This window comes from uncultured Streptococcus sp. (genome assembly GCF_963528215.1).
Classification (GTDB): Bacteria; Bacillota; Bacilli; order Lactobacillales; family Streptococcaceae; genus Streptococcus.
This window is the reverse complement of record NZ_CAURVL010000004.1, coordinates 55055-81001: the sequence shown is the minus strand read 5'-3', so window position 1 is coordinate 81001 and position 25947 is coordinate 55055. Positions and strand designations below refer to the sequence as shown.

Annotated in this window: 25 protein-coding genes; 5 read left to right on the top strand and 20 right to left on the bottom strand. The window is 43.9% G+C overall.

Going from position 1 to position 25947, the window contains the following annotated elements; genetic code table 11:
* Positions 1-22 precede the first annotated feature (22 nt).
* From RWS24_RS02930 to RWS24_RS02870, 13 genes are all read right to left on the bottom strand, one after another.
* Positions 23-1609, bottom strand: coding sequence for a hypothetical protein (locus tag RWS24_RS02930; RefSeq protein WP_009659178.1), 1587 nt, complete (start codon positions 1607-1609; stop codon positions 23-25).
* Positions 1593-2174 carry a PilN domain-containing protein gene (locus RWS24_RS02925; RefSeq protein ID WP_002899352.1) on the bottom strand — a complete coding sequence of 194 codons (582 nt, stop codon included), beginning with the start codon at positions 2172-2174 and terminating at the stop codon, positions 1593-1595. Before RWS24_RS02925 ends, RWS24_RS02930 begins: the two co-directional genes overlap by 17 nt.
* On the bottom strand, positions 2174-3586 hold the full coding sequence (gene pilM, locus RWS24_RS02920; protein ID WP_314365204.1) for a pilus assembly protein PilM: 1413 nt from the start codon (positions 3584-3586) through the stop codon (positions 2174-2176). The genes RWS24_RS02925 and pilM overlap by 1 nt, the downstream gene beginning before the upstream one ends.
* Before the next feature lie 43 nt (positions 3587-3629).
* Positions 3630-5117, bottom strand: a complete 1488-nt coding sequence (locus RWS24_RS02915; protein ID WP_125342756.1) for a type II secretion system protein — start codon at positions 5115-5117, stop codon at positions 3630-3632.
* A 12-nt stretch (positions 5118-5129) separates the two neighbouring features.
* The gene (locus RWS24_RS02910; RefSeq protein ID WP_002919959.1) at positions 5130-6545 is read right to left on the bottom strand and encodes a VWA domain-containing protein; all 1416 of its coding nucleotides are present in this window, start codon (positions 6543-6545) and stop codon (positions 5130-5132) included.
* A complete protein-coding gene (locus tag RWS24_RS02905) occupies positions 6538-7023 on the bottom strand; it encodes a hypothetical protein (protein ID WP_002907544.1) in 486 nt (161 codons plus the stop codon). The genes RWS24_RS02910 and RWS24_RS02905 overlap by 8 nt, the downstream gene beginning before the upstream one ends.
* A 123-nt stretch (positions 7024-7146) precedes the next feature.
* Positions 7147-7590 (bottom strand): prepilin-type N-terminal cleavage/methylation domain-containing protein, encoded by a 444-nt coding sequence (locus RWS24_RS02900; RefSeq protein WP_002907548.1) that lies wholly within the window; start codon positions 7588-7590, stop codon positions 7147-7149.
* Positions 7591-7628: 38 nt separating this feature from the next.
* Positions 7629-8078, bottom strand: a complete 450-nt coding sequence (locus RWS24_RS02895) for a prepilin-type N-terminal cleavage/methylation domain-containing protein (RefSeq protein WP_002919961.1) — start codon at positions 8076-8078, stop codon at positions 7629-7631.
* Positions 8079-8229: 151 nt separating this feature from the next.
* The gene (locus tag RWS24_RS02890) at positions 8230-8688 is read right to left on the bottom strand and encodes a prepilin-type N-terminal cleavage/methylation domain-containing protein (protein WP_314365196.1); all 459 of its coding nucleotides are present in this window, start codon (positions 8686-8688) and stop codon (positions 8230-8232) included.
* 173 nt (positions 8689-8861) lie between these two features.
* On the bottom strand, positions 8862-10088 hold the full coding sequence (locus tag RWS24_RS02885; protein ID WP_314365195.1) for a type II secretion system F family protein: 1227 nt from the start codon (positions 10086-10088) through the stop codon (positions 8862-8864).
* 3 nt (positions 10089-10091) lie between these two features.
* The gene (locus RWS24_RS02880) at positions 10092-11156 is read right to left on the bottom strand and encodes a type IV pilus twitching motility protein PilT (protein WP_011837691.1); all 1065 of its coding nucleotides are present in this window, start codon (positions 11154-11156) and stop codon (positions 10092-10094) included.
* Between the two features lies 1 nt (position 11157).
* On the bottom strand, positions 11158-12840 hold the full coding sequence (locus tag RWS24_RS02875; protein ID WP_002899594.1) for a GspE/PulE family protein: 1683 nt from the start codon (positions 12838-12840) through the stop codon (positions 11158-11160).
* Positions 12841-13962: 1122 nt separating this feature from the next.
* Entirely contained in the window at positions 13963-14850 is an 888-nt protein-coding gene (locus RWS24_RS02870; protein WP_314365193.1) for a cation diffusion facilitator family transporter, read from the bottom strand.
* A gap of 169 nt (positions 14851-15019) precedes the next feature.
* Between RWS24_RS02870 and RWS24_RS02865 the strand changes: the two genes are divergently transcribed.
* Entirely contained in the window at positions 15020-15541 is a 522-nt protein-coding gene (locus RWS24_RS02865; protein WP_314365191.1) for a TetR/AcrR family transcriptional regulator, read from the top strand.
* 38 nt (positions 15542-15579) lie between these two features.
* Positions 15580-16746, top strand: coding sequence for an MFS transporter (locus RWS24_RS02860; protein ID WP_314365190.1), 1167 nt, complete (start codon positions 15580-15582; stop codon positions 16744-16746).
* A gap of 26 nt (positions 16747-16772) precedes the next feature.
* On the opposite strand, the gene RWS24_RS02855 is transcribed toward RWS24_RS02860, so the two are convergent.
* Positions 16773-18035, bottom strand: a complete 1263-nt coding sequence (locus RWS24_RS02855) for a S41 family peptidase (RefSeq protein WP_314365189.1) — start codon at positions 18033-18035, stop codon at positions 16773-16775.
* A 3-nt stretch (positions 18036-18038) separates the two neighbouring features.
* Entirely contained in the window at positions 18039-18620 is a 582-nt protein-coding gene (locus tag RWS24_RS02850; RefSeq protein WP_314365188.1) for a DNA-3-methyladenine glycosylase, read from the bottom strand.
* A gap of 279 nt (positions 18621-18899) precedes the next feature.
* On the opposite strand from RWS24_RS02850, the gene RWS24_RS02845 reads away from it, so the two are divergent.
* From RWS24_RS02845 to RWS24_RS02835, 3 genes are all read left to right on the top strand, one after another.
* The gene (locus tag RWS24_RS02845; protein WP_314365186.1) at positions 18900-19295 is read left to right on the top strand and encodes a hypothetical protein; all 396 of its coding nucleotides are present in this window, start codon (positions 18900-18902) and stop codon (positions 19293-19295) included.
* Positions 19296-19468: 173 nt separating this feature from the next.
* The gene (locus tag RWS24_RS02840) at positions 19469-20215 is read left to right on the top strand and encodes a DeoR/GlpR family DNA-binding transcription regulator (protein ID WP_314365184.1); all 747 of its coding nucleotides are present in this window, start codon (positions 19469-19471) and stop codon (positions 20213-20215) included.
* A 32-nt stretch (positions 20216-20247) separates the two neighbouring features.
* Positions 20248-21075, top strand: a complete 828-nt coding sequence (locus RWS24_RS02835) for a Cof-type HAD-IIB family hydrolase (protein ID WP_314365181.1) — start codon at positions 20248-20250, stop codon at positions 21073-21075.
* A 31-nt stretch (positions 21076-21106) separates the two neighbouring features.
* On the opposite strand, the gene RWS24_RS02830 is transcribed toward RWS24_RS02835, so the two are convergent.
* From RWS24_RS02830 to dltA, 5 genes are read right to left on the bottom strand one after another with little or no spacing between them, the layout of a single operon-like run.
* Entirely contained in the window at positions 21107-21592 is a 486-nt protein-coding gene (locus RWS24_RS02830; RefSeq protein WP_314365178.1) for an N-acetyltransferase, read from the bottom strand.
* A gap of 40 nt (positions 21593-21632) precedes the next feature.
* Positions 21633-22901 (bottom strand): D-alanyl-lipoteichoic acid biosynthesis protein DltD, encoded by a 1269-nt coding sequence (dltD, locus tag RWS24_RS02825; RefSeq protein ID WP_314365176.1) that lies wholly within the window; start codon positions 22899-22901, stop codon positions 21633-21635.
* Positions 22894-23133, bottom strand: a complete 240-nt coding sequence (dltC, locus tag RWS24_RS02820) for a D-alanine--poly(phosphoribitol) ligase subunit DltC (protein ID WP_002894204.1) — start codon at positions 23131-23133, stop codon at positions 22894-22896. The genes dltD and dltC overlap by 8 nt, the downstream gene beginning before the upstream one ends.
* A 19-nt stretch (positions 23134-23152) precedes the next feature.
* Complete coding sequence (gene dltB / locus RWS24_RS02815) at positions 23153-24397, bottom strand: D-alanyl-lipoteichoic acid biosynthesis protein DltB (RefSeq protein WP_314365174.1); 1245 nt, start codon at positions 24395-24397, stop codon at positions 23153-23155.
* Positions 24394-25944 carry a D-alanine--poly(phosphoribitol) ligase subunit DltA gene (gene dltA, locus RWS24_RS02810; protein ID WP_314365173.1) on the bottom strand — a complete coding sequence of 517 codons (1551 nt, stop codon included), beginning with the start codon at positions 25942-25944 and terminating at the stop codon, positions 24394-24396. The genes dltB and dltA overlap by 4 nt, the downstream gene beginning before the upstream one ends.
* Positions 25945-25947 lie beyond the last annotated feature (3 nt).

The following is a 25947-nucleotide window of genomic DNA, read 5'->3' as shown; positions in this document are numbered from 1 at the left end:
ATTTGGTATTTTTTCAAAGCATTTAGCTAACTACCAAGTTATTCACAGATAGGTTATCCAGCTTCATAGTCGTCTCAGGGCTTCCTTCGCTAGGAGTTTCAAAGTAGTAACCCACAATAGTCATCGGATAGCTGAATCCTGGAATGTTTTCAGGATCGAAGCTAACTTCGCGCCAACCAGTCCAGCTGTTAGGACGAATGACGTGAAGATAAATCTTCTGACCGCTGGCATTCTTGACAATCAAGCCAATCTTACCCTGCCATTGATTAGACAGAGATAGAGAGAAGCTGATAGCATCCGGCTTATTGTTCAAGGATACATACGGTGCTGCAAATTCCATTTCATACATAGTAGATGATTTTGTTGCTGGAATCTTAACCACATTGGAACCTGAACCCTCTAGGAAGTCCGTATTGTCAACTGTCACATCATACTGATTGCTTCCGCCTGACTGAGTCAGCTTCAGTGGTGATTCGAAGCGGTAGATAGTTGATGAATTGTAATAAGCTGACAGACCATCGTTCCGACTAGACTGAGTGCTAAGCTGCTCCAGATAAGACGGAGCTAGATTGGTACTGCTGTTAGCATTCGCGCTGCTAGTTGTATTGGTTGTTGCGGCCCCCAAACTGCCCTTATTGCCAGTTGCATCTGTGCCGCCACCAGCTGTCGTTACAGATATAGAGCCTGCCTGCCAAGTCGGAATCGCAAATGGAGACTGCCAGTTAGCAAACTGAATCGGTGTCTTATCGACATTGCTTTCCAGAGTCACATAGCGCTCAACGTCTTTAACCTGATAGAAACGCAGCTTGATTTTACCGCTGGTTAGATCAGGGTTCTTGTTTTCCTCCGTGCTAGACAGGCTTTTCTTTCCGCCCAATTCCAGCTCACTGGAAACGATTTTTTGTTGATTGCCATCAATCAATTCCAACAATTTCAGAACCTGTGTATAAGTTCCTTCGAACTCAATGTCCGCTGTCATCTGAGTGATGTTCGTATTATTGGTCGTTCCGTTCCCTGGTGTCGCTGTATTAGCTGCAGTTGTTGTTGCAGTATTGGCATCAGATGAAGAGCTGCTGCTAGATGAAGATGAGGACGATGTACCAGACGAGCTGGAGGTCGTACTGGATGAAGAAGACGTCTCACTTGAGCTTGAACTGCTAGTCGTACCAGAAGAGTTGGAGTTTTGCCCCTTAGACGAAGTCGCAGCCAATCCCTCCTGCTGGAGTTCCAACTCTGTGCTCTCAGTATAGTTAACAGACTTGAATTTAATACCGCTTTCATTGACTAGCTTGTCAATCAAGAAGATGAACTCCCCTTGATTGGTCGTACCATAGTATTTCTTAGCCTGATCCAGAGTCTTAGCATTCAAAGTTTGGAGCTGTTTGGTAAGAGACTTTCTCTGACTAATCTTGGCATTCTTGCCTTCCAACTCTGTCGAGATAGTCGCATGCTCTTCAGCTAACTGCGCCATCCGTGTATAAGAATTTGTTACCAGATACCCTCCACCAGCAAGGACCGCTACTCCTCCAACACAGGCCAACAATTTCTTGTCCCGCTCATTTAAATTACTCAGGATTTTTTTCTTTTCTTTCTCATTTTTGCTCTTCATTGAAATCTACATCCTTCGTTAAAATTTTAATGTTAAACTTGTACACTGTATTGTTATCCTTTTCCTCGCGAGTAATGTTGTCCACAAAAATATGGTTAAACTTCTCAGACTTACGAAGCTCTTCCTCAAACTTAGCGATAGAAAGATGCTCTTGAGATGAACCATTGATTTCTACATTGTCGTTATTAATCTTGATATCGTCAAAAACCAGGTTCCGTGTCACGTTTTTATTAAGGAAGTCCATAAAGGCTTTGTTTACTCGATGCAGGCGGCGGAAATCACCTTCCAGGCTGGTAAAGAGAAGTTCGTCATTCTTGACCGTAACAATCTTATCTTCAGTCTCAGAGACTGCCTTCAGCTCTTGAGCCATCTCTGGACTCTTAAGCGTCTGCTCCGCTCGGTCAATCTCGCCCTGGAGGTGCATAGCGCTAAACTGGAAGAAGCCAATCAGCACAATCATAATCGCTGCAATCCCAGCAAAAGCGGAAATAGCAGCAAGTTTTAGTGGACTGGTTTTAGCCGGTGCCACATGATATTTTGAAAAGTAGTTTAAATCTCTCCGCATTAGTTTGCTCTCCTAATCAACATGGCTGTAGCTGGAATGAACTCCGCATTAAACTCGGCAGAACCTTCCCACAGTACATTCTCATAATCTACATTATCAATTGAGATGAATTCCCGATTCATGTTCTGCTTCAGAATAGCTGCCAACTGCCAGCAGATATCTTGGTCACCAAAGACGTAGAAACTGTCAATGTTTAGACCGGTTGATCCGCTGAAGAAGTTTTCAGTATTGAGAATGTGGTTCTTAGCATCAGCCACCCACTCATCCAAGGCCCTCTTCAAGAGACCTGTATCCAAATCATCTGAAGCCACTGCTGGAAGCTTCTGCAGCAGGCTAGCGTCATCTGCATAGCTCAGGATGTCCTTGTAGCCACGGTTGAGATAGTTGCTGGTCACAAACTTGCCTTCTGAGTAGAGATAAACACCAATGAAGCTCTTGCTCAGATGCACCATGCCGACATTTTCCTTGGTCAGCTTCTTGGCACGATTGTTAACCGCCTGAACGCGTTCCAACCATTTTTCAAAGGTATTAGACTGAAGGTCAAAGACATAAGGTGTCAGCTTCAAATTCTCAGCCAAGCCCAGATATTGCTCTACCACGCCTTTTGGCACAGCATAGACCATGAGTGAGCGAGTATCTTCATCAAGCGGAAAGGCTGAATTAGACTCCTGCTCTTGGAATTGAATAACATAAGAAGTCGGATCAATATCCAGATATTGCTGGAGCTCGTAAGATACCAAGCCTTCAATATCCTCATCATTCTGCACACTAGCTGCCACATCAACCGAACGAGCGATGATATTGGTATTGCCCAGAGCAAAGAAAGCGTACTTAGCTGTGATAGCATGCTGCTCCATCAGGTCACTGATAATGTTTTTGAGAGTAATCGGGTCGATAATCTCACTATTCAGTACAACACCTTCTGGCAGATTAGCAGATGCCATTTTGATAATCTCCAGCTCATTGCGCTTCTGTCTAGCAACAACCAGATAGACTGATTCGTCAGTGAAGTCAATGGCCATCAGATTACCCTTGATTGGCTTACCAAACATAGTGTAAGGTGCATGCATTCTAGTGACCGGTTGGCTCGCTGCACCACTGCCTTTCTTAGCAAAGAGAGAACGATTACCAGACTTAGCAGGCATATCATTACTGCCACTATTCTTAGAAAAGAGCGGCTTGTTGAGCTTGGTTAAGAAGCTCCCTTTTGCTGTTGACTTTTCCTCATCGTCAAAGTCTTCTTGACGATCTGACTTGATTTGAACTCCTTGAATAGATAAGTGTTCTTTATGTTTCCCTTTTGATGAGAAGAGCGGTTTATTTAATTTTCCTAAAAATGAGCCTTTTTTCTCATTATCTTCTTCGTCCAAAGCTCTTCTGCGCCCCTTGGACGAAAACATATTTTTTGCCATAATCTCCTAATCTCCCTTATTTTTCCTAAAAACTATTTCCTTGTTAGCTTGCCTTATACTTATCGCGGAAGTATTCAGCTAGCTTATTTATATCCGGATCTCTCAAAGCTGTTGTATAAATAGCAAACTCATTAATGTAAGTATTACCGCTAAAAATGACCTTACCACTGCTAAAGTTATGAGTCACTTGAGTACTGCTTAGTCTTATGTTCTCGGTATGTACTAACTCACCATTAACGAAAACTTCTATAACTAGACTTGTGTTGTTCACTACAGCACTCCGTACTTGGATAGAATTATCTTTGTTATAATCTATCCTCACTGATGACGGTTGCTGCCCCCCACTGTTATCTACGCTTTTATCTGTTTTAATAAAATCTAATCTACCATCTGCCTCTAGATTAATACCCCAAGACAAAGTGTTGTCTAACTGATAAGTCAGAATTTTCCCTGACTGCTGACGATTTCCAAGCAGGATAGATGTTGTCAGACCGTTGCTAAAGTCTCTCGTAAATCCCATTTCTTTTTTATCGTTTGGTTTATCACTAAGAGCAATGAATTGACGTGGCTGTTTAATAGCTTCCTCATAGTAGCTCAACACCGGATAGTTCCCAACATACGGCTGATTTGGCTTCGCGTGATTTTGAATGTCAGTATCTGTATGAGAGACTCCATCAGAAGGTAAAAGAGATTTACTTCCATCCCCATTCTTCTGCAAAATCAAATCAGCATCCGTATGAACCTCTAAATTATTAGTGACAGGAAGTCCCATTACCCAAATACGTTTTTCAGCCTCTTGGTACTCGCCAACACGACCGAAAGAGTTAATAGCTCTTGCCGCATAAGTTAAATACTTCCCTCGCATACTATCAGTAATAGTAAACTTCCTATTGGATAAATTAGGTTTTAGAGTAAAATCTCCCGGCATACTTGGAAAGACAATACGGGAATTGTTGCTTGCGATTCTATTCCCTGGTGTACCAATAGGAACAAGGCGTTCCCCGTCTTTTTCAATGTTTCTATCACCTTCAAACCAGCCAGATTCAAGATGAATTTTAGATTTGTTATTTTGCTGTCCCTGATTCAGACTTGCTTCACCTTCTGGAGCATCTTCTCCAACATAGTAGAACCCCTTTGAGTCTTTAAGTCTAACAGATAGGTCAGTTGGGATATCGAGGACACTTTCCTTGGCATTCGCTACAAAAAGACGAAGAACTTTCTTTTTATCATCATAAGAGAGGGTCTGACCTTTGACAGGTATGGACCGAGAAGCCTCGTTTCCCTTCCGATAGACAAAGTTTTCTGTCTCTGTTCCGTGGCCACCTTCTCGCTTAATCTGAGATAGTCTCTTCTCAAAGGACTCCTGCGCATCAAAGTTTTCAATGTTTTGACCACGCTGACGCATAATAGATTGATAACCTGTTGAGAAGAAGGCCAATAACGAAACAGTAACGACAGACAGAATAATCAAGGATATCAGAACTTCCACAAGGGTTACACCCCTTCTCTTTTGTAAAAAGTGCTGTTTCATATTTCCTCCTTACTACGGTCCATTTACAAACCACAAATCTTGCTCTACTTGCTTTTTGATATCAGCAAATGTCTGCTCAAGCTGCTTATCATCTGATACATCTGTATAGCTAGTTTCTGGAACCCCTTCTTTAATAGCAGCAGTTAACCTACTTCCCTGCTGCTTGTCAGCTTCCTTCGCTGAAAAACCAATGACATTTACTCGCTTGATTCCTTTTTTAAACTGCTTTGAAACCTCACCAGAATATTCTATAGATCCATCTACTGCCCAGCTAGGATTCCCACCTGCAAAAGCAGAGTTTGCTCGGGTCGAATGGAAGCCCGTTGATAAGTCATACTTCCAAGTATTAAAATAAGCCTGGTTTACGAATCCATCCCTTGTTCTAGTTTCAATCTTATTTCCCCAATAATTATATTGAGGACCCACCATATAAGAATTTGGTACCCCATCTGTCAGTAGAACTACATATTTAAGTTGGGCCGCATTGCTTTGAAGACTAACCATTCCATAACGAAGACCATCACCTGGATTAGTTGCATGTTCTGGATTCAGATTATCAATCGCACTATTAATAGAAGTTAGCCCCTTGTCTAGCTCAATAAAATTTTGCTGTACAAAGCTAGCATGAGAATTAAACTGAACAAGATTGACACTGACATTTCCGATTGGCTGAAGATCCGCCATCATCTTCTTAGTCTTTTCTCTCAGGATATCAATGCGACTTCTATTTTTTAGTGGGTTATTAGAATAAGGATTTACTTTTTCTGTACCATCCAAGCTGAACTCCATGGAACCTGAAGCATCAAAGACAAAGCTGATTGCTACGTTAGCTTGACCTTCGATTGGATCGTCACGATAAGCCAGAGCTATGCCTCTTTTCCCTTTAGCAACTTTCGAAAATACCTGCTTAGTATTAAGAGCTGACATAGCTGTGTGTATACTCAGCTGATTTTGAGAACCAGCGTATTTCCCTTTCAGTTCATAAGAAACCAGACGATTATCCTTATAGTCATCATTTTTCTTGAAATCTAACTCCATTTTCAAATCATAGAGTGATTTTGTTCCTAGCTCCCTGATTATCCAATCGTTATTTGCTTTATCCCATATATAGTTGAGAATTTTTTTTCCATCCTCAGAAAGCCCAACATAACTCCAGCCTTTAGTAAATTTTGATTTATTGCCATATTTAGAGTCATCAAGGATGAAAATCGCTGTTGATTTACTGATAGTTCTATCCACATATTGCATGGAAGTTCTCATATCTGCCTGAATGGATGCTTCTTGTTCAATCAGCTTTCTGCTTGTGAACATGGTATTAAAGATAACTCCCACAATTAACAGAACCATTGAAGTCAGCATGATGCTAACCATCAACTCGACCAGAGTGAAACCTTTTTTTAATTTGTTCATCTGCTCTCCTTTATTCATTTGTAACTAATCGCCCCTTTTCTGAACGAATCCCACTGGTAGCCCATTTAAAAACGACCGTGTGCTCATAATAACTTTTACTTCCAGTCAGATAGGATTTGGAAACTATTGTAATATAATAATTCTCGCTTCCGCTAGTAGCCCCTTCAAAAGATCCATTGATTTCAATCTCTGCTTTGGCACCATCCTTAAAAGTGTGAGTTGACTTGATTGGCTCCCTAGATCTATTTCGACTTTCAGCTCGAGCTCCAAATTCATTATAAAGAATTTTTCCGCCTTCATCGCCAAAATAAGCTCCTAGAGCTAGCTGAGAACCTGAAGTCGCTGCATACTTTGCTTTCATATAACTATACATACGTTGAGTCTGCACCTGCCCCGTGTCCACGATAGATGCCATAATACCTAGCATAGCCACCAATAGTACAATGGTCACAATAACCATAGGCAGGGTTGAGCCTTGTCTTTTTTTTCCTTTCATGGATAATATCTCCTAATTTTCTCTTTTGATATTGCCAAAATAGTTGTCATCATCTGACAACTACTTTGGTAATATCCGACTGCCTTGGCAGTCGGAATAGAGATTTTCTCTAATTTTCTATTATTAGCTAGCGCTATTAGATCTCCAGTCAAATTCCCAAGTAATAGGCTTCCCGCCACTAGCCGGTGTATAAGTCGAAATCAGCTTATGACTCGTCTTATTAACCTCATGGGCAATCTTGCCATTATCTGCTGCAAGAGTCTTAGAAAGCTCTCCTGAACCCTGAGATTCTTTGGCTATATAAGGCTTGAGCGCATCAAGGTCTGGCACATCAGCCGTTTCTGGTTCGACTTGCGAGCCAATATAGGACTGCACAGCCTGAACCAGCTGACGATGTTCCGACTGGATACGTGCCTTGCGGGCAGTATCCTGGAAAGAAACAAGAGAAGGAATAGCGACTGCTGCGAGAACTGCGATAATAATAATCACCACAATCAACTCAACCAAGGTAAAGCCTTTACCTTTTTTCTTCAAGTCCTGACGGAACTTTTGCAGTTTCTTTAGCATTCGTTGATGTTCTCCCTGTTTTTACACCTAACTTTTTATTATTGCGAATTACTGTTAGACTTCCAGTCATAGGTCCAAGTCTTAGCAGCACCGCCACTCTTTGGAGTATAAGTTGAAATCAACTTGTTACCAGTAATTACGTGAGCTGGGCCGTTACTTGCTCCATCTTTAGCAAGAGTATCAGCAAGAGTACCTTTACCTTGAGAGTTTTTCGCAATGTAAGGGCGCAATTTCTCAAGAGTTGGTGCTTCAGCAGGATTTTCAGGATCTACTTGTGAACCAAGATAAGATTGAATAGCTGATACCAACTGACGGTGTTCTGTTTCGATACGGCTCTTACGCGCACTGTCTTGGAAGCCTGTGATAGCTGGAATCGCTACCGCTGCAAGAACAGCGATGATGATGATTACGACAATCAACTCAACTAAGGTAAAACCTTTACCTTTTTTCTTCAAGTCCTGACGGAACTTTTGCAATTTATTTAACATTTGAATTATTCTCCTATTTTTCTTGATTTATATGTCTTACTTCTTTTTAAGTATCCCAAAGGTAGGGTTTTACTAGACTTTGAGATAACATCTTCAATTACAACGCTAGTTTTTTATTTTCCACCGTTAAGTGGAAAATTCACTAGATAAATTAAGGTGTTGCAGTTGGAGCGCTGTTTTCTTTCCAGTCATAGGTCCAAGTCTTAGCAGCACCGCCACTCTTTGGAGTATAAGTTGAAATCAACTTGTTACCAGTAATTACGTGAGCTGGGCCGTTACTTGCTCCATCTTTAGCAAGAGTATCAGCAAGAGTACCTTTACCTTGAGAGTTTTTCGCAATGTAAGGGCGCAATTTCTCAAGAGTTGGTGCTTCAGCAGGATTTTCAGGATCTACTTGTGAACCAAGATAAGATTGAATAGCTGATACCAACTGACGGTGTTCTGTTTCGATACGGCTCTTACGCGCACTGTCTTGGAAGCCTGTGATAGCTGGAATCGCTACCGCTGCAAGAACAGCGATGATGATGATTACGACAATCAACTCAACTAAGGTAAAACCTTTACCTTTTTTCTTCAAGTCCTGACGGAACTTTTGCAATTTGTTTAACATTTGAATAGTTCTCCTATTTCTTTTCCATATATTTTATTATATTCGCCCACAGAGGCATTTTTTTTGTTCCTAGCTGGGAGACCCCACAAACTCCCAGCATCAGAACGGTTTTCCTAACTTTTTGTGCAAAGCAAGTACTCTGCGAATCCTAACTTTTTTCTGTAAATAATCTTTTATTGATTTGCTTCAGCGCCCTGTTGAACAGCATTAGCAATTTCAAACATTGGCAACATAACAGAGGCAACGATTCCCCCGATGATGACCCCCATGAAGATGATCATGGCTGGCTCCAATAGTGAGAGCAACTGCTTGATAGCTGCTTCAAGCTCTTCTTCATAAAAATCCGATGTTTTATTGAGCATGGACTCCAGAGACCCAGACTCCTCACCGATCTTGACCATGGAGAGCATCATAGGCGGGAAGAGACCTGTCGAGGTCAGCATACCCGTCAGACGTTCCCCTTTTTGCAGACCTTCATTGGCAATTCTCAACTTGTCAATAACAACAGCGTTATTGGTCGTTGCAGCAGCTGAATCAATGGCCTCTACCAGAGGGATACCCGCACTGGTAAGAGTAGCTAAGGTGCTGGCGAAACGAGCAGTGACAATCTTCTGCATCGGTCCTTTGACGACTGGCATCTTGAGCTTGAGCTGGTCCAGTTGATAGCGTCCTGCTTCAGTACTGCGATAACGCAGGAATAGGAAGACTAGAAGCCCAACCCCACCAAAGAGGATATACCAGTAAGACTGGACAAAGTTACTTGCTGCCAAGACGATACGTGTTGGCAAAGGTAATGCTACACCACTCTGCTCAAAGATTCCCGAGAAGTTAGGGATAACGACATAGAGCAAGACCAAGGTGGCAGCTACTGCCAGAAAGGCAAGGACCGCTGGATAGATCATAGCTCCGCGAATCTGGCGACTTGTCTTGAGCTCCTTATTGTAGTGCTCAGACATTCTTTCCAGTACCTCGTCTAGCTTACCAGTCTTTTCACCGGCCTGTACCATACGGATCAAGAGGTCGGGAAAGAGACTATTTTGCTCGATTAGAGCCTTGGACAGCTGATTCCCTTCCTTCAGGCCTTTACTGATAACCTTCAGACTTGCCTTCAAGTTTTTGGCATCTGTCTGCTGCTCTAAGATATCCACTGCATTGTTGAGCGGGATACCCGAGTTTAACATAACCGACATCTGCTTACAGAAGAGCGATATGTCCTTGAGCTTGATCTTCTTGCTTTGGAAAAGGGTGATTTCCTTAGAGCCCATAACCTTTTCTTCGACACTGATTGGCTTCCCTTTGAGACGGATCCGATTGACAGCGTCTGTCCGGTTAGGCGCATCTACCTCTAGTGTAACGACCCCTTGCCGAGTGTCTAAGTATTTACAAACATATACTGTCATGCTCTAGTACCCCACTATTCCTAGGGATTTTTCGACTTGAGCGCGATCCACTGAGTAGGACAGCAGCGTTCTTTGATCGATGACATTGCGACGGTAGAGTCCCATGAGCGAAGTATCCATAGTAATCATGCCTAGCTGAGCTCCCGTTTGGATTGGCGTCAGCAACTGGTGGGTCTTCCCTTCGCGAATGAGGTTGCGAATAGCGGGTGTCCCCAGCATGATTTCAAAGGCAGCTACACGCCCCTTGCCGGTCGCTGTACGCATAAGCTGCTGCGATACAACTCCTTCCATAACGGCAGAGAGCTGTACGCGGATTTGCTCCTGCTGCTCGGCTGGAAATACGTCGATAATCCGGTCCATTGTATTTACGGCACCGACCGTGTGGAGAGTTGACAGGACTAAGTGACCTGTTTCCGCCGCACGCAGCGCGATTTCAATCGTTTCCTTATCCCGCATCTCACCGACTAGGATAACATCCGGGTCCTGACGAAGTGCACCGCGGAGGGCATTTCCGAAGCTCTGCGTATCCGCTCCCAGCTCACGCTGGTTGACCAAGCACTTATTATGCGTGTGCATGTACTCGATCGGATCTTCAATCGTGATGATGTGCTCGTCCCGCAAGCTGTTCATGTAGTTGATCATGGTTGCCAGGGTCGTTGACTTTCCGCTTCCTGTTGGTCCGGTAACCAATATCAAACCCCGACGTTTCTCAGCTAGCTTTTTGATAACTGGTGGCAATCCCAGAGATTCCATAGATGGAATATCCTTGGGAATGACCCGCAAGGCAATCCCGCAGTTGTTTTTCTGCTTAAAGATATTGACCCGCAAGCGATAGCCATTGTCGACCTCGTAGGCACAGTCCACTTCACCGACTTCTAAAAGATGAGCAATCTGCTTCTCATTTAAAATATGCTTGGTGAAGCGAACCGTGTCTTCGTTGGTCAAAATTGTATTGTTGAGTTGTGTTAACCTCCCGTGCAGACGCATGCTTGGCTCAGCGCCAACCGTGAAGTGGATATCTGATGCACCCGCTTCAATCGCCTGCTTAATTAACTCATCCAAATTCATCCTAAACTTCCCCTTCTAGACTGAAGGCAATCTTCATTGCTTCTTCAATCGTTGTAGTCCCCTGTTTTGCGATATCAATGGCCTCCTCCGCCAAGTCTCGCATACCATTTTTCTTAGCTTCTGCTCGAAGCTGCGCCGTTGTTCCACCATCATTAATTAGTGACTTAATCTCCCGTGTCACCGCCATGATTTCGTGGATGGCAATACGTCCATAGTATCCCGTACCGCTGCAGTAGTTGCAGCCGCGTCCGCGATACAAGGTGTCGCCCTTGTGAATACCGATACCTGCATGTTCATTTGTTTCTACAGTGTACTCAGTCTTACACTTAGGACAGATGCGCTTAATCAAGCGCTGTGCGATAATACCGACAGTCGCCGTTGAGACCAGATAAGGCTTAATACCCATATCGACCAAACGGTTGACTGTACTAGCTGTGTCATTGGTGTGGATAGTCGAGAGAACGACGTGACCAGTGATAGCGGCACGAACCGCGATACTAGCTGTCTCTTCGTCCCGAATTTCCCCCAAGAGAACGATGTCCGGGTCCTGACGCAGGATACTTCTCAAACCACTCGCGAAGGTCAGTCCAGCTTTATTATTTACCTGAACTTGGTTGACCCCTTCCAATCGGTACTCAACCGGATCTTCAACGGTGATGATATTTTTTCCTACATCATTGAGCTCACGGAGCGCTGTGTAGAGAGTGGTTGTCTTTCCGCTTCCTGTCGGACCAGTCAGCAAGATGATGCCTTCTGGCGCCTTAAGAATATCTTCAAAGAGCTTCTGATTGGTTGGCGAGAATCCCAACTCCTCTTTACTGAGGAGAGTTGCATTCCGGCTCAAAATCCGAATAACGATTTTTTCACCGAATACAGTAGGCAAGACTGAAACCCGCATGTCAACTTCTTTGCCGTCGATGGTTGTCTCAATCCGTCCATCCTGAGGAATCCTCCGCTCGGCGATGTCCAGACCACTCATGATCTTAATCCGTGTCGCAATGGCTGAGTGAGCATTGGCTTTCAACTGCATGTTTTCCACCAAGGTCCCGTCAACCCGGAAACGAACACGAACAACTTTTTCAAAGGGCTCAATATGGATATCGCTGGTCCGCGTCTTGATTGCCTGACTGATAATCGAGTCAATCAAACGTACAACCGGAGCGTTTTTGATTTCGAGATCTTCTTCGACGATCTCTTCATCCACATTAAAACCTTCGATTTCGGTCGCTGCCTGTTGGGCTTCTTCTCCTTTAGAATAGTATTGATCGATATACTTCTCAATATCATCCCGAAAAGTTACATAAGGTTCTACCGCCATCTTAGAGACGATTTTAACGTCATCTAGGGCGATATAGTTGCTTGGGTCTGCCATCGCAACTATTAACTTGGGTTCTTCTCCCTCTTCTCCATCTGTGAAAGAGATCGGAATCAATCCATGACGTTTAGCAACTTTTTCTGAAACCTTCTCGACAGCTTCCTTTTCTATCACAAACTGTGATAGATTGACATGAGGTACACGATAATAGTAACTCATGACTTTCAGCATATCTTCTTCTGTCACATAGCCCTTGCTGATTAGATATCTCTCTAACTGCATGTTTGATTGTGGCATATCTTGAAGAATTTCTTCTTTTTGAGCTGCCGTTATCAGATTGAATTGAACCAATATAGCGATTAGTGCCATTTGTTTCTCCTGTCTGTGATTTTTTTGTAAAAATCCTTCAATTCTTTCTATGCGTTAATAGATAACAGCTTTCTTAAAAAAATCTCCCTCGCTTAAAGTTTCCTTTAAGGTTTCTTTAAGCTTTTTAAGTTAGGCTAGTACATGGAAAATTTACCAATAGAACCAAACTTAATGTTTTAAGTTAGATGCTTTGAGCAGTATCTCCATTTGATAAACCTAGTAAACAGTCCTTAAAACAATCCTAGGATTGACAAGGGACGTTTTAGTTTTGTCAAAAGGGGCGCAAAAAAGCAGATGCCAAAAACATTTGTTCTTGCGTTCTTAGATACTATACAAAGCAAGTTCTCTTGCAAAATTTCTCATGCTTTTAGATGCAGGTTAAACCGTGTGTGTGTGAAGTTGGTTTAACCCGAATCATCAAGCAGCCAGTGCCATAAGATAAGAATTCTTGTCTTATGGTTTTTCTTTTTACCGATATGCATATTTTGGTAGGAAATGCTAGGAACAAAAGCTTTATTTGCTTTAAAAAACATTTACCTATCACAGTATATGACATAATTGACATCTTGTCAACAGGTTTGCCTCGAAAAAAATGATTGCATTTAAAAAAATGTTTAATTTTGACAAAACCTTGTTATATCAAGCTTTTTGACACTTTTTTAAAGCGTTTTTTTACTTCGAGGATAAAAAAAAGCAAATTTTTTTGAGGAAATTTCCCCTTTACTGCTTCTTTTTCAACCTTCAGATGGACAGTGTGACAGCATCTGTCCTCTTCTGATCGGTAATCGATATGCTTAGGAAAGGCGCTTCAGGACAAGGCTTAGCAAGCTTTGCCTGTTTCTTCCTACCCAATAGTATATGCTAAAGAAAAAGCATTGTCAATGCATTTGCATTTTATTAGATGTAAAACCTATCTAAAAATGCACAATGTGCGCGGCCTGTCTATTTTTTTATAGAAAAACTACAAAATCAAAAAGGCTAGAATTTTCAGACAAAGAAATAGAGAAATTAAATAAGAAGAAAATTATAAAAACAAAACCAGTTAAGTGATGAAAATTAGACTGCAAAACGAAAAAACAGCCCGATTATCGGACTGTAGAGATATGTTTATAGTATTACTATTTAAATATGAGGTTTTAAATTACTCTCTCCACCTATGCACCACTCTTCATGCTCTTCCAAACTGCTATCCGTCTGGATAGTGATTTTGGTGATGCCATAGGCTTGCAGTTCTTGACGCAGAGTAGTCTGGGTCTCGGCCAGCAGCTCTGGATTTTCAAGACAGATATGGATCATGGCAAATTTTTCCAAACCGTCTGTGGTCCAGACATTGAGCTGGGTAATAGCCTGAACGTTTTCAACCGCCAGAATTTCCTGATAAAGCTGGCTCAAATCAATATCGCTTGGGATGTGATCCAGAAAAATCTTGATGTTTTCCCAGAACTTAGGCAGGGCCTTGCTGAGGATGAAGCCCGCAATGAGCAGGGAGAGCAGCGGATCTAGAAAATACCAATCGGTAAAGCGCAAAACAATAGAGACCAGAATAACAGCCACCCAGCCCAAAATGTCCTCTAAGAAATGGAGACTGAGAATAGACTCATTGTGACTGTGTCCATGCCCATGGCCGACAACCTTGCTGGCTGCTAGATTGACTATAATGGCAAAGATACCCAGCACCAGCATGCCATCATAATTGACCTTTTCAGGCGCAAAGACCTTGGGTACATTTTCGATAATCACCAAGGTCGAGCCAACCAACAAGATGACCGAAGTCAGCAGGGCTCCCAAAAGGCTGTAGCGCTTGTAGCCCAAAGTGTATCTCTTGTCTTCTTTTTTATTAGAAATTTTTTCAAAAAGGGTGGAAAGTCCGATGGCCATCGCATCTCCTGTATCGTGCACAGCGTCGGCTAATACAGCGCTGGAATTGAACATGAAGCCAAAGATAAACTCAAGAATGGCAAAGGAAAAGTTTAATAGAAAGGCAATGGTCATATTTTTACTAGATTTCACGGCAGCCTCCTTTCGGTTTGGCTAAATTTATAGTATAATGTAATCAAAACGGAACACCTTGTTCAGTTTTCTTCATCTTTATTATCCCTTATTCTCAGAAAGGAAACAAGAAGCAATTGAGGGGCTTTGTCTGTTATTGAACAATCCTGCTCTTTTGTTCCGAAACGCTATGGACAGACGAGTCAAGAAATCACGCGCAGCTATTTACCAAGCTTTTATCAGCCTGCTGCATCAAAAAAGCTATGAAAGCATCACCGTGCAAGAAATCATCGACCTGGCAGACGTTGGCCGGTCGACTTTTTATGCCCATTTCGATACCAAGGAAGCCTTGCTAGAGGAGGTTTGCCAAGACCTCTTTCAGCATACCTTTCTTGAGCGCGACGACGGCAAGGATCTCTTTGAAGCAACCGCCCATATTTTCCAGCATTTTCAAAAGAATCAGGACAAGATTGCGACCTTGCTGCTTTCGAAAAATATCTATTTCACCAATCGCTTAAAGATTGAGCTGGAAAATTATCTCTTTCCGATGATTCAGGAACAGCTCCTGCAGAAAAAATCTCAGCTACCAGAGCCTTTTCTGAGAAATTACGTGACCTCTACCTTTGTGGAGACGGTCAGCTGGTGGCTCCAGCAGAAGAAAACATTGCCAGAAACAGTTATCAGCCAGTATTTTCTGGATTTGATGGACTGATTTTATTTTGATACTTATATAGGAGGAAACTTAACTTTATGAAAAAGAAACATTCAAAATTTTTACTTCCAGGTATTCTGATGGTGGGGGTTGTCCTGCGGGCGCCTTTTGCAGTACTGCCCGTTGTTCTGGGTGATATTGCTAAGGGACTGCAAGTTCCCGTCAACTCACTGGGACTGCTGACTAGCCTACCCTTGATTATGTTTGCCCTCTGCTCAGCCTTTTCCCCACGCCTAGCTCAAAAGGTCGGCCTGGAAAAGCTCTTTACCCTAGCCATGATTGTGCTGACTCTGGGCTCTTTTATTCGTATCTTTAACCTGCCTCTACTCTATGCAGGTACAATCATGCTAGGGGCTGCCATCGCTGTCTTAAATGTGCTCCTGCCTAATGTCATTCAGGCTAATCAGCCAGGGAAAATTGGATTTTTAACCACGCTTTATATCACTTCTATGGGACTGGCCATCTCAGTCATGTCTCCCTTGGCTGCGCCTATTGTCCGCTTAGCTGGCTGGAAAGGATTGATTCTCGTCCTGACCCTCATCTGCTTACTGGCCTGCTTAATCTGGCTGCCTAACAGCCGTCACAATCACAAGCTAACTAGTAAAAATCGTGAACAGCAAATGGGCTCTCTGCTAACAAATCCTAGAGTATGGGCTCTGATTGTTTTCGGTGGCCTGCAGTCCTTACTCTTTTATACGGCTATCACTTGGCTGCCGACTCTTGGCCAGTTTGCAGGACTTTCCGATGATGCTACTGGATTCTTAGCCTCTATCTTTTCAATTATCAGCCTTCCTTTGGCTATGACGATACCTAGTCTGACAACGCGTCTATCCGCTAAAAAACGCTTGGGGATGATTGCTCTCTTTTCTGTAACTGGTATGGTTGGTCTGGGCATGCTGCTGGTCAAGACAGATTCCTTTATCTACTGGCTCATTCTCAATCTTCTGATTGGTATGTCCGTCAGCGCCCTCTTCCCTTACCTTATGGTTACTTTCTCGCTGAAAACCAGTACTCCTGAGCAAACCGCTCAGCTATCTGGCTTAGCCCAGACTGGTGGTTATATTCTGGCCGCCTTTGGTCCTAGCCTCTTTGGATACAGCTTTGATTTATTCCATTCCTGGACTCCAGCCATCCTCATTCTAATTGGCTTGGCTGCCATCGTGACACTAACACTCTTTTACATTGAGAAGTTTGACAAGATCTAATATAGACGAAAAAACGCTTAGAAATCCTAAGCGTTTTTGAAATAGTTGAGACACTCTTCCAGGTCCACATCCCGCTCTAAGTGTTCTGGTGTCCAAGGAATCAGGATATCCGGTTCAACTCCCTTATCATTCATGCCCTTTCCTTGATCAATCCTAATGTCACGTGAAGTGGGAAACAGGAGCTCATAGTCACCAAAATCCTTCACGCAGCAATTGGAATAATCTAAAATTCCCATAGTCGGACGCCCTAGGACCGTAACCTTGGGCATCTTTTTCATGGTATCAACAAAATTGTCACCTGAAGACCCACAGGTAACATCTGCTAGTACAAAGACTTTTTCAGGTTGAGCTAGGCCTAGGACATCTGGCAGAATGTTCTGATCGCTGTCTTCATCGCCATAAAGGACATACCCTTTTCCCCGATTTTCTTCTAACTCTTTTAGAAATTCTTTGAGAATCTGGTGAGTTTCTGCTGACAAGTTTGGATCTTCTAGGATATTTTGCATGAGTTGCTGACGCAAATCAACATTTCTATCCGTATAGAGAATCTCCATCCCATCGTCGCTTGGCAAATCTAAGTCACTGAAGGCCTTTCCCTGAGGGAGAGTATATTTGAAAAGTGGATAATAAAGCGAGTCCGTCCCACCATAATTGACTCGAACATCAATGATTAAATACTTAGCCTGCTCAATAGCTGCTTGACTGTCTGCATATAGCTGACCGATAGCAGCCTCATCTGTAAAATCTTCTAACTTAAGATAGACGACATCCTCAGAAAGTCTGCGCCATTCAAACTGCGGTGGCTTCTTTGGGTGGGCAGTCAGCTGAACATGCAGTTGCTCTTCCTTGCCATTGCGTACCACCGTAACTTCTCCGGCATGCTCCACAAAGTAAGCCCACTCCTTGTGCTGTCGCTCTGGTGTGGCACTGACAAAATAATCCTTGTGCTCTTGATAAACCTGAGGCAAAGGTTTCCCATCCAAGGCTAGAATCTGGTCTCCACGTTTCAGCTCTGTATCGCTATTTGCCTGCAGGACGTAGAGGCAGTCTTGGTAGTATCTCACTTTAAAGCCGGGCGGTTGCGTTTCCTTAAGTCCAAACCAAACATGAGACAAAATTCCAAAACTGGCTATATAACAATGCATCTGGTAAAGAAAGTCCTCTTGGCTCATCTGGTCTGTGATACGCGCTCGATATTCTTCGGGATTTGCACCCTTGATGTCTTTCTTTGTTGAGGAATCCTCTCGCATAATTTCTACGACTTGGTCAAAAATCTCTGTTTTCTTCATCCTTTACTCCTTATTCCAGGTGTCCTCATCATCCAGCAAGCCTCGCTTTGGAATTTTTGAGACATGACGATTGCCAGCCACATAAAAGCCCAAGGGCTCCTCTCGCCAGGCATCTGTGCAGGTCACGCCAATCCGAGGACGGCTGGCAATCTGATTCGGAGTCAGGTCATAGGCTAATTGCAGACTGGAGGTCGCTAAACTCTGTCCATCAAAGCGCTTATCAATCCCAGCATACTTGGTTAGCTTACCAGGACCATTAGCTAAAAGACGGCCATCCGGCAGCTCCAAGGCTCGAATCAGTACGGCTTCGGCCACATTTTCAGCCTTGGTAACCAGATTCAGCATCTGATGACCATGAATCTGATAGACATACCAGTGACCAGCTGGCAGATACATGGATTCATTCTTAGGGGAGCGGCGCCCTCTAGCTGAATGACAGGCGCTGTCCTGACTTCCTAGATAGGCTTCTGTTTCGACAATCCGGCCTAACTTCTGGCCATTTAGAATCAGCTGCATACCTAGCAAAGCTCGCGCTGCTGCAACTGTGTCTGTCTCGATTAGTTTCTGAAAATTTCTTGATAACATAGGTTGATTATAGCATGGTTTCTCCATTACAGAGGAAAAGAAATGTTGCAAAAATGTTATTTTTCTCCTTCTCATGGACAAGAATTATATTACAAAACAATTACACACTAAATAAGCGGAAAATCGTAGAAAAGCTTATAAAATCTATGTATTATCTATTTATCTTACATATATTTTGTAACATTTTTATTAATACAGTATGTTATTTGTGTATCAATCCGGTTTTTCATTGCTTCAAATGAAATATTTGTTTAATATTATACTAGAAGGAGGGGTAAGATGAAAAAATTATCTAAAATTTCTTTATTTTTATTACCACTAATTGCACTTTTCTTTTTGACAGCTTGCGGAAATTCTGCATATAAGAAGACTGAAGAAAGCTCAAGTTCCAGCTCAAGCGTATCTTCTTCATCTAAGGCTAAGACAAGCTCTAGCAGCACATCTGAAGAAAGCGGTAGTGCCAAAGTCAACGTAAACGGCGGAGATGCTAGCGTTAATGTAAATGGCGGAGACGAAAGCGGAGATGCTTCTGTTGAAACTAACGGAGACGGTAGTGCTAATGTACAAACTGACAACGCTGGGGTTAGCGTAAATGAAGATGGCGTTCATGTTCAAGGCGGCGGTGTTGATGTTAAGGTCGGCAGCGATGGATCTGTCAATATCCAAACACCTTAATTGAAAAAAGTCTTTCAATTATTATAAATCATGAAAACCGAGATTTGCTCGGTTTTTTGATTTTCTCCAATGTAATTCTTAATGACTTACAAATGATTATAAATGATTATAAATGCTTTTAAAAACTTATTCGTTGTGTTATACTCTATTTAGAAAAGCAGGGAGGGACAACCATGTACCAAGAACAACGCTTAGCTGAAATCTTAGAGCTCTTGGCTGAGAAAAAACAGCTGTCAGCAAAGGATATGATTGAGCATTTTCAGGTTTCTAAAGATACTATTCGGCGAGATTTTTCGATTTTGAGCGAGCGTAGGCTTGTGCAGCGCACCCACGGAGGCATTATCCCGCTGGATACTAGCCGGCAAATCCCCTCCTTTAACGACCGCATCAACCAACTAAGTCAAGAAAAAAAGGCTATCGCTCAGAAGGCCAATGACTTTCTCAAGGCAGGGCAGATTGCTTTCTTTGATGTCTCAACCATCGTTCTCCATCTGGCTCAGCGCATCAAGGAGCCTATGACAATCTATTCTCATTCTCTAGATAATGCAATCATGCTGAGCACTCAGGACAAAGTGGACTTTCACCTCTTAGGTGGGAAATTTTATCCCAAAAACCGATTCTACTATGCTCTCAATGAAGCAGAGCTGCTGGAGCAAATTTCCTTTGACATTGCCTTTATCGGGGCAGCCAGTGTCTCTGATGGTCTAGTCAGCTTTGAAGACGAGGCTGATACCCACCTTAAAAAACTGGCTTTGAAACACGCCAAGGTTAAGATTCTGCTGGCCGAGCAAGACAAATGGCAGAAAGAGTCTAAGTACATCCTGGGTGCTGTCAGCAACTTTGACTACTGGATTACGGACCAAGAGCCCAGCCCTGAAGTCCAAAAACTGCTTGGAGACAAGGTTAAAATAATTTATTAAATCGATCCATTAGACACATAGGAGGACGAGCTATGACAAAACAAGCGATTCGCCTGATTATCAGCGATATTGACGGCACGATTTTGGACGACCAGCATCAAGTAGATTCTAAACTCAAGGACATGATTCCCCTGCTAAACCGAGAAAAAATTCCTTTCGTTCTGGCTTCTGCCCGCTCTCCTCTAGGTATGGAGCCGATTGCACGCGACCTAGGACTGGGAGATAATCCGCTGGCTTGCTACAATGGCGCTCTAGTCATCAAGGGAGACCCACAAGCTTACGAGACCATTATCGAGCACCCTCTGGATAAGGAAGAAATCCGCACTTTTCTGGAGCTGGTCAAGACTGAATTTCCTAGCGTGTCCATCAATCTCTATTCCGGTAAGGATTGGATTGCCGATAGTTTGGATAAGTGGGTACAGATAGAGGCTGCTATTACAGAGGAGCAGCCGATGATTCAGAATGTACTAATGCCAGTGCTGGACGTTCTAATGCCCGTCCACAAGCTACTTCTGATTGATCAAGCGCCTGTCATCCAGAAACTCCATGACTACCTGCAGACCTTAGACTTTCCCAAGACAGCCTTCTACCTTTCAAAGGAGAACTACATGGAAGTCACGGCCAAGCATGTCTCCAAGGAGCAAGCCTTGTACGAAATTGCTCAGCACTACCAAGTGCCTCTAGAGCAGGTCATGACAATCGGAGACAACTTCAATGATCTTCCTATGCTGCGCCTGGCTGGTCTCGGAGTCGCTATGGGTAACGCTCCTGAAGCAGTAAAAACCGAGGCAAAAGCCGTCACTAAAAGCAACAATGAGCACGGAGTTGCGGAAGCTGTTGAAAAGTATGTTTTACTATAAGGTAAAAAAATCTGCTCAAGGGCAGATTTTTTTATTGATGATAATCATAAGCTAGGCGAGGACTGCCGTCTGCCACATAAATAATACCGCACTCTCTAAAGCCGTAGTTCAGGACAGCTGCCTGCATGGTTTGATTGTCCGCATGGGTATCGATTCGCAAATAGGGAATCTGCTGGCAGCAAAAATCAAAGACCTGACGGGATAGGCCTCTGACTTGCCCGTTCGAGGCGATGCGGTGAATGGTGCCGTAAGGCTCTGCAAAATGCCATGCCCCCTTTTCGATGACCTGATAGGTCGGGTCTTCTCCTATGATAAAGGCAAAGGTGCCGACCAGCTGCCCATCTTCCTCGATAACAAAAGAGTGGCCAGCCACAATATCTTCCTCAATCAAACCTGCGCTAGGATAGCCTCCATCCCACTGAGTCGGATTGCCCTGGTCTTTCATGAACTGACGGGCCACATCATAAATCGCCATAATGACTGGGATATCTTCTGTTTGGGACAAACGAATCTTCATCTTTCCTCCTTTATACAAATAAGGCTGGAAAGTCCCAACCTTATTTAAATTCTTCTGGTTTGCCAGTATACTGAGACCATTCCCTAGTGAAGAAACGGTCATTCATATGGTAGTTTGGCGCCGGCTGTGGATTGGCTACAAAAGGATCAACCGCCTTGTCAAAAGCCAGCCAGCCATTCCAGCCCATGTGAATAGTGTCCTGCATGAAGTAGGGCTTATCGCCGTCCTTAGAAAAATCAGCAATGTTAGTAAAACCCTGGCTTTCCAGCTGGTAGCGAATCTTAGCCACCGTCCGCTGGTACATTTCAGGACTGAGACCTGTATACTCCATCCACTTGGAATTGACCGGGGGAATGATGAAGATGACATTGGTCTTTGACTTGGCAAACTGGTCCAGAACCAGCTGCAAATCATTGTACTCAGGGGATTTTTCATAAGATTGCTTAGTTTGAAAACCTCTGAGCTTGGCAACCTTGCCGGCCAGACGGGTCTTGTAAAATTGATTGTCTATGCCGAATTGGTTGTTATTGGTCTTCTTCTTAGCCTCTGCTGTGGCAATCTCTTCCAAAGCCTGATAAGAGAAGGTATCTGGCAGATCCGCCATATAAGGAAAAATTCGCTGGTCATAATTTTCATTATTGAGGGCAGCAAAGTTGCTAAAAAAAGCATCTTGGCGCTCATTAAGATGAGCCATCATCTCAATATGGCGCTCTTCAAAGCTGCTCAGCTTTTTACCTTCAGACAGCTTCTGGACGCTCTCTGCCATAGCGACATCTGGATAGAGCTGAAGGAGGCGCTGGGCTGCATATTGCGCCGCCGCATCTCCCTGCTGCTGAGACAGATAAGCCGTCAGCTGGTCGCTGTTGAAGTACTGCTGAAAGGCCGAAGCATCATAGCCGGTCTTGGTAAACCACTGGGGCGATACCACATAAACCGCCGTTTGTCCCTCCAACTCAGAGGACATCTGCTGCATACCGAAGTACTGATTAAACGATGCTGCCCCGCGCTGGCCTAGAAAATAGGGACGATAGGAGCGGTCGTATTTCTCAGCCAGCACTGCCGGATGCATACTATCAAAGCGCAACCATTCGCTAGATCCAAAGAAGGGAACAAAACGCATCTTCTTATCGGTTAAGGCTGTCACCTTCTTACTGCGGCTCTTGAAGTTTTCTGCTGTCAGGGTCACTGCCGAGCGCTTCTCTGCTTCTATATCATGTTTTTTATCAAGCGGATAGAAGAAAAAGAGCAGGGCAACCATGGCCATAGCGCAGAAAACTGGGCCCAGAATCAGCCAGAGTCGTTTAAGCATTGCGAAGCTCCGTTACGCCTTCAACGATCTTGTTGGCTGTGTTCCAGTCATCGCGGCCAAACTCTGACACTGGCACGCGGATGTCAAAACGGTTTTCCAGCTCAACAATCAGCTCCACCGTTCCCATACTGTCTAGGACACCAGCGTCAAACAAATCCTCGTCCATCATGTCTGACACATCTTCCATAAATAGTTCTTCAATAATTTCAATTACTTCTGCTTTTATATCCATTTTTCTTCCTCATTCATTTTTATTTTTTAAACCAAAGCTCATTTAAAAATCCAGAAAAGATCAAAAATGAGAACATGACCGCGTGAAAGGTTACCACAATCCCCAAAGCTTGAGTCCATTTATTGTCTGGCAGAGGCGGAAGCCCCTTAGCCTTGCGCTCTTTGTTTAGAGTTTTCTTCTTGCGCAGCCAGGCATCATTGACGACCAGACCAGCTCCATGAAAGAGACCGTAGGCGATATAGTACCAGGTCACACCATGCCAGAAGCCCATAATCAGCATATTGATTAGATAGGCCACACTAGAGGTCGTGTTGCGGTTTTTAAAGACCTTATTGCGCATCAGGACCATGACCAGCCGCATAAAGACAAAGTCACGGAACCAAAAAGACAAACTCATGTGCCAGCGATTCCAGAATTCTTTCAAATCACGTGAGAGAAAAGGCTTATCAAAGTTGATAGGGCTCTTGATTCCCATGAGATTGGAAATAGCTAGCGCAAACATTGAATAACCGGCAAAGTCAAAGAAGAGATCCAGACCAAAGACATACATGACGCCCAGAGTTCCCAGATTAAAGAAACCGCCGGTATAGAGAGCGTAGGTCTTGACATGCCCCAGCAAGAGATGTCCAAAGATATGGGCTAGGATAAACTTATAAAGGAAGCCTAGCATGATATACTTGACAGACTGCTCCAGCATATCCAGCAGCTCATCTCGCTCAGGAATGTTCAAATAGTCTTCATTGAAACGCTTAAAACGATCAATAGGACCGCTTGAAAAGGTCGGCATGAAGAGCAGGAAACGCAGGAACTCCCAGAGCGTGAATTCTGTCAGAACTCCATCGCGCATCTCAATCATTATCCCTACCGAACGAAAGGTCAGATAGGAAATCCCCAAAAAGCCAAAGAGAGATTGATGGCCGCTGATTGCGGGCTCTACCTTGACAAGCACAAGCGGCAGAACCGCCAGCAAGGTATGCAGATAAAAGATCCACTTGCTGTCCCGCGACCGGCGATAGAACTTGTATGAATAAACCCAGACTATCTGCCAGATAACATAGCCCAGCAGAGCACAAAGCTGCGCCAGACTGGGACCTGTCAGCATCAGGATGATAAAGACCAAACTGACCAAGGCTTCATAAAGGGGGAAACGTTTCTTAAAGAAAAGTCCAACAAAGATTGGCAGAACTGCTAGAACGATATAGACAAAGTAAACTGGATTGCCGTAGGGTTCCAAGTGAGGCAGCTGTTTCAAGAAATCCATCATCGCTTATTGACCTCGCTAATCAGCCCCTTGATGTCAATCTTGCCATTCGGGGTCAGAGGCAGGGTCTCTCGATAGAGGAACTTGGACGGCATCATATAGGACATCATGATATCCTGCAGATCTTCCTTGATTGCCTTGGTAATATCGATTTCCCGCTCAAACTGCTCAGCCACACCGTCTTTGAGAATAACATAGGCCAGCAAATTTTGAACCTTGTGATCCTTGTTGTAGCGGGGCACAGCCACTGCAGATTCAACGTATTTCGATTTGTTGAGGTTCTGAGACACATCCTCCAGCTCAATACGGAAACCATTAAACTTGATCTGGAAGTCCATCCGGCCACCGTAGAGTAGCAGACCTTCATCTGTCATCGAGCCTACATCTCCTGTATGATAGGCTGGCAGACCTTCAAATTCAAAGAAGGCCTCCGCTGTCTTCTCAGGATTATTCAGATAGCCTTTGGATACAGCTGGGCCGCAGACGATGATTTCTCCCTGCTGGCCATTCGGCACCTTCTGCCCTTCTTCGTCAATGACAAAGGTCGGAGAGTCCGCCTTAGTATAGCCAATCGGCAGGCGCTTGCAATTTTGCAGCATCTCATCTGTCACTGCTACTGCAGACAGGGCCACTGTTGCCTCAGTCGGACCGTAAGCATTGATGATGCGAGCTTGAGGGAAGCGATCACGCAGTTTCTGAGCTGTCTTGACTGTCAACTCCTCACCGTCAAAGTAGAAATGCGTCAGCTGAGGCAGCTTCTGACTATTAAAGTCATCCGACAGCAAGGCCATGTCCGCGAAGGAAGGCGTCGAAGTCCAGATAGCAATAGGCAGACTGAGAATCGTCTCAAACAGCTGCTTAAAATCCTGAGTCACAGCCGAAGGTAGGGCAAAAAGAGTCCCTCCCAAAGCCAAAGTCGGTGCCCAGTACATGACCGACAAGTCAAAAGAATAAGGCGGCTGAGCCAACATTTGAGGACGCTCCGGAGTCGCAAACTCCTTATCTGTAATCATCCAATTCGTAAAGCTGAGCAGATTATTGTGGGAAATCTGCACTCCCTTAGGCTTGCCAGTCGTCCCTGATGTGAAAATGATATAGTAGTTATCATCTCCCTGCACTGGATGGCTAAGCTCGTAGGATGCTCCCTCTCTGAAAGCCGTCTGAACTTGCTCCGCACTAAAAATAGGAGCTGCCACATCTGCCAGCAGAAAATCATTGATGGCAATAATCAAGCTTGGCTCAGCAACTTCCACAATCGCTGCCACGCGCTCCAAGGCTGAGTGGCTGTCGATAGGAATGTAGGCATGACCAGACTTGGTCAAGGCCACAAAAGTAGCCAGCATTTCGTATTCCTGACCGCCAAAGACCACAACTGGAGACTTGTCAGGAAGTCCCAAACGGTCAATCTGAGCCGCCAACGAATCGGAATCCTTCTTTAAATCGCCATAAGTATGAACTTGACCTAAAATATCATAAACTGGAAAATCCGGCTGTACCTGAGCAAAATGCTCAATCGCTTCAATCATATCATGTATCACTTTATTTGACATTGT

Coding starts and splice junctions, on each gene's coding strand:
- RWS24_RS02930 (WP_009659178.1), bottom strand. CDS start 1,609: ATGAAGAGCAAAAATGAGAAAGAAAAGAAAAAAATCCTGAGTAATTTA.
- RWS24_RS02925 (WP_002899352.1), bottom strand. CDS start 2,174: ATGCGGAGAGATTTAAACTACTTTTCAAAATATCATGTGGCACCGGCT.
- pilM (WP_314365204.1), bottom strand. CDS start 3,586: ATGGCAAAAAATATGTTTTCGTCCAAGGGGCGCAGAAGAGCTTTGGAC.
- RWS24_RS02915 (WP_125342756.1), bottom strand. CDS start 5,117: ATGAAACAGCACTTTTTACAAAAGAGAAGGGGTGTAACCCTTGTGGAA.
- RWS24_RS02910 (WP_002919959.1), bottom strand. CDS start 6,545: ATGAATAAAGGAGAGCAGATGAACAAATTAAAAAAAGGTTTCACTCTG.
- RWS24_RS02905 (WP_002907544.1), bottom strand. CDS start 7,023: ATGAAAGGAAAAAAAAGACAAGGCTCAACCCTGCCTATGGTTATTGTG.
- RWS24_RS02900 (WP_002907548.1), bottom strand. CDS start 7,590: ATGCTAAAGAAACTGCAAAAGTTCCGTCAGGACTTGAAGAAAAAAGGT.
- RWS24_RS02895 (WP_002919961.1), bottom strand. CDS start 8,078: ATGTTAAATAAATTGCAAAAGTTCCGTCAGGACTTGAAGAAAAAAGGT.
- RWS24_RS02890 (WP_314365196.1), bottom strand. CDS start 8,688: ATGTTAAACAAATTGCAAAAGTTCCGTCAGGACTTGAAGAAAAAAGGT.
- RWS24_RS02885 (WP_314365195.1), bottom strand. CDS start 10,088: ATGACAGTATATGTTTGTAAATACTTAGACACTCGGCAAGGGGTCGTT.
- RWS24_RS02880 (WP_011837691.1), bottom strand. CDS start 11,156: ATGAATTTGGATGAGTTAATTAAGCAGGCGATTGAAGCGGGTGCATCA.
- RWS24_RS02875 (WP_002899594.1), bottom strand. CDS start 12,840: ATGGCACTAATCGCTATATTGGTTCAATTCAATCTGATAACGGCAGCT.
- RWS24_RS02865 (WP_314365191.1), top strand. CDS start 15,020: ATGGACAGACGAGTCAAGAAATCACGCGCAGCTATTTACCAAGCTTTT.
- RWS24_RS02860 (WP_314365190.1), top strand. CDS start 15,580: ATGAAAAAGAAACATTCAAAATTTTTACTTCCAGGTATTCTGATGGTG.
- RWS24_RS02855 (WP_314365189.1), bottom strand. CDS start 18,035: ATGAAGAAAACAGAGATTTTTGACCAAGTCGTAGAAATTATGCGAGAG.
- RWS24_RS02850 (WP_314365188.1), bottom strand. CDS start 18,620: ATGTTATCAAGAAATTTTCAGAAACTAATCGAGACAGACACAGTTGCA.
- RWS24_RS02845 (WP_314365186.1), top strand. CDS start 18,900: ATGAAAAAATTATCTAAAATTTCTTTATTTTTATTACCACTAATTGCA.
- RWS24_RS02840 (WP_314365184.1), top strand. CDS start 19,469: ATGTACCAAGAACAACGCTTAGCTGAAATCTTAGAGCTCTTGGCTGAG.
- RWS24_RS02835 (WP_314365181.1), top strand. CDS start 20,248: ATGACAAAACAAGCGATTCGCCTGATTATCAGCGATATTGACGGCACG.
- RWS24_RS02830 (WP_314365178.1), bottom strand. CDS start 21,592: ATGAAGATTCGTTTGTCCCAAACAGAAGATATCCCAGTCATTATGGCG.
- dltD (WP_314365176.1), bottom strand. CDS start 22,901: ATGCTTAAACGACTCTGGCTGATTCTGGGCCCAGTTTTCTGCGCTATG.
- dltC (WP_002894204.1), bottom strand. CDS start 23,133: ATGGATATAAAAGCAGAAGTAATTGAAATTATTGAAGAACTATTTATG.
- dltB (WP_314365174.1), bottom strand. CDS start 24,397: ATGATGGATTTCTTGAAACAGCTGCCTCACTTGGAACCCTACGGCAAT.
- dltA (WP_314365173.1), bottom strand. CDS start 25,944: ATGTCAAATAAAGTGATACATGATATGATTGAAGCGATTGAGCATTTT.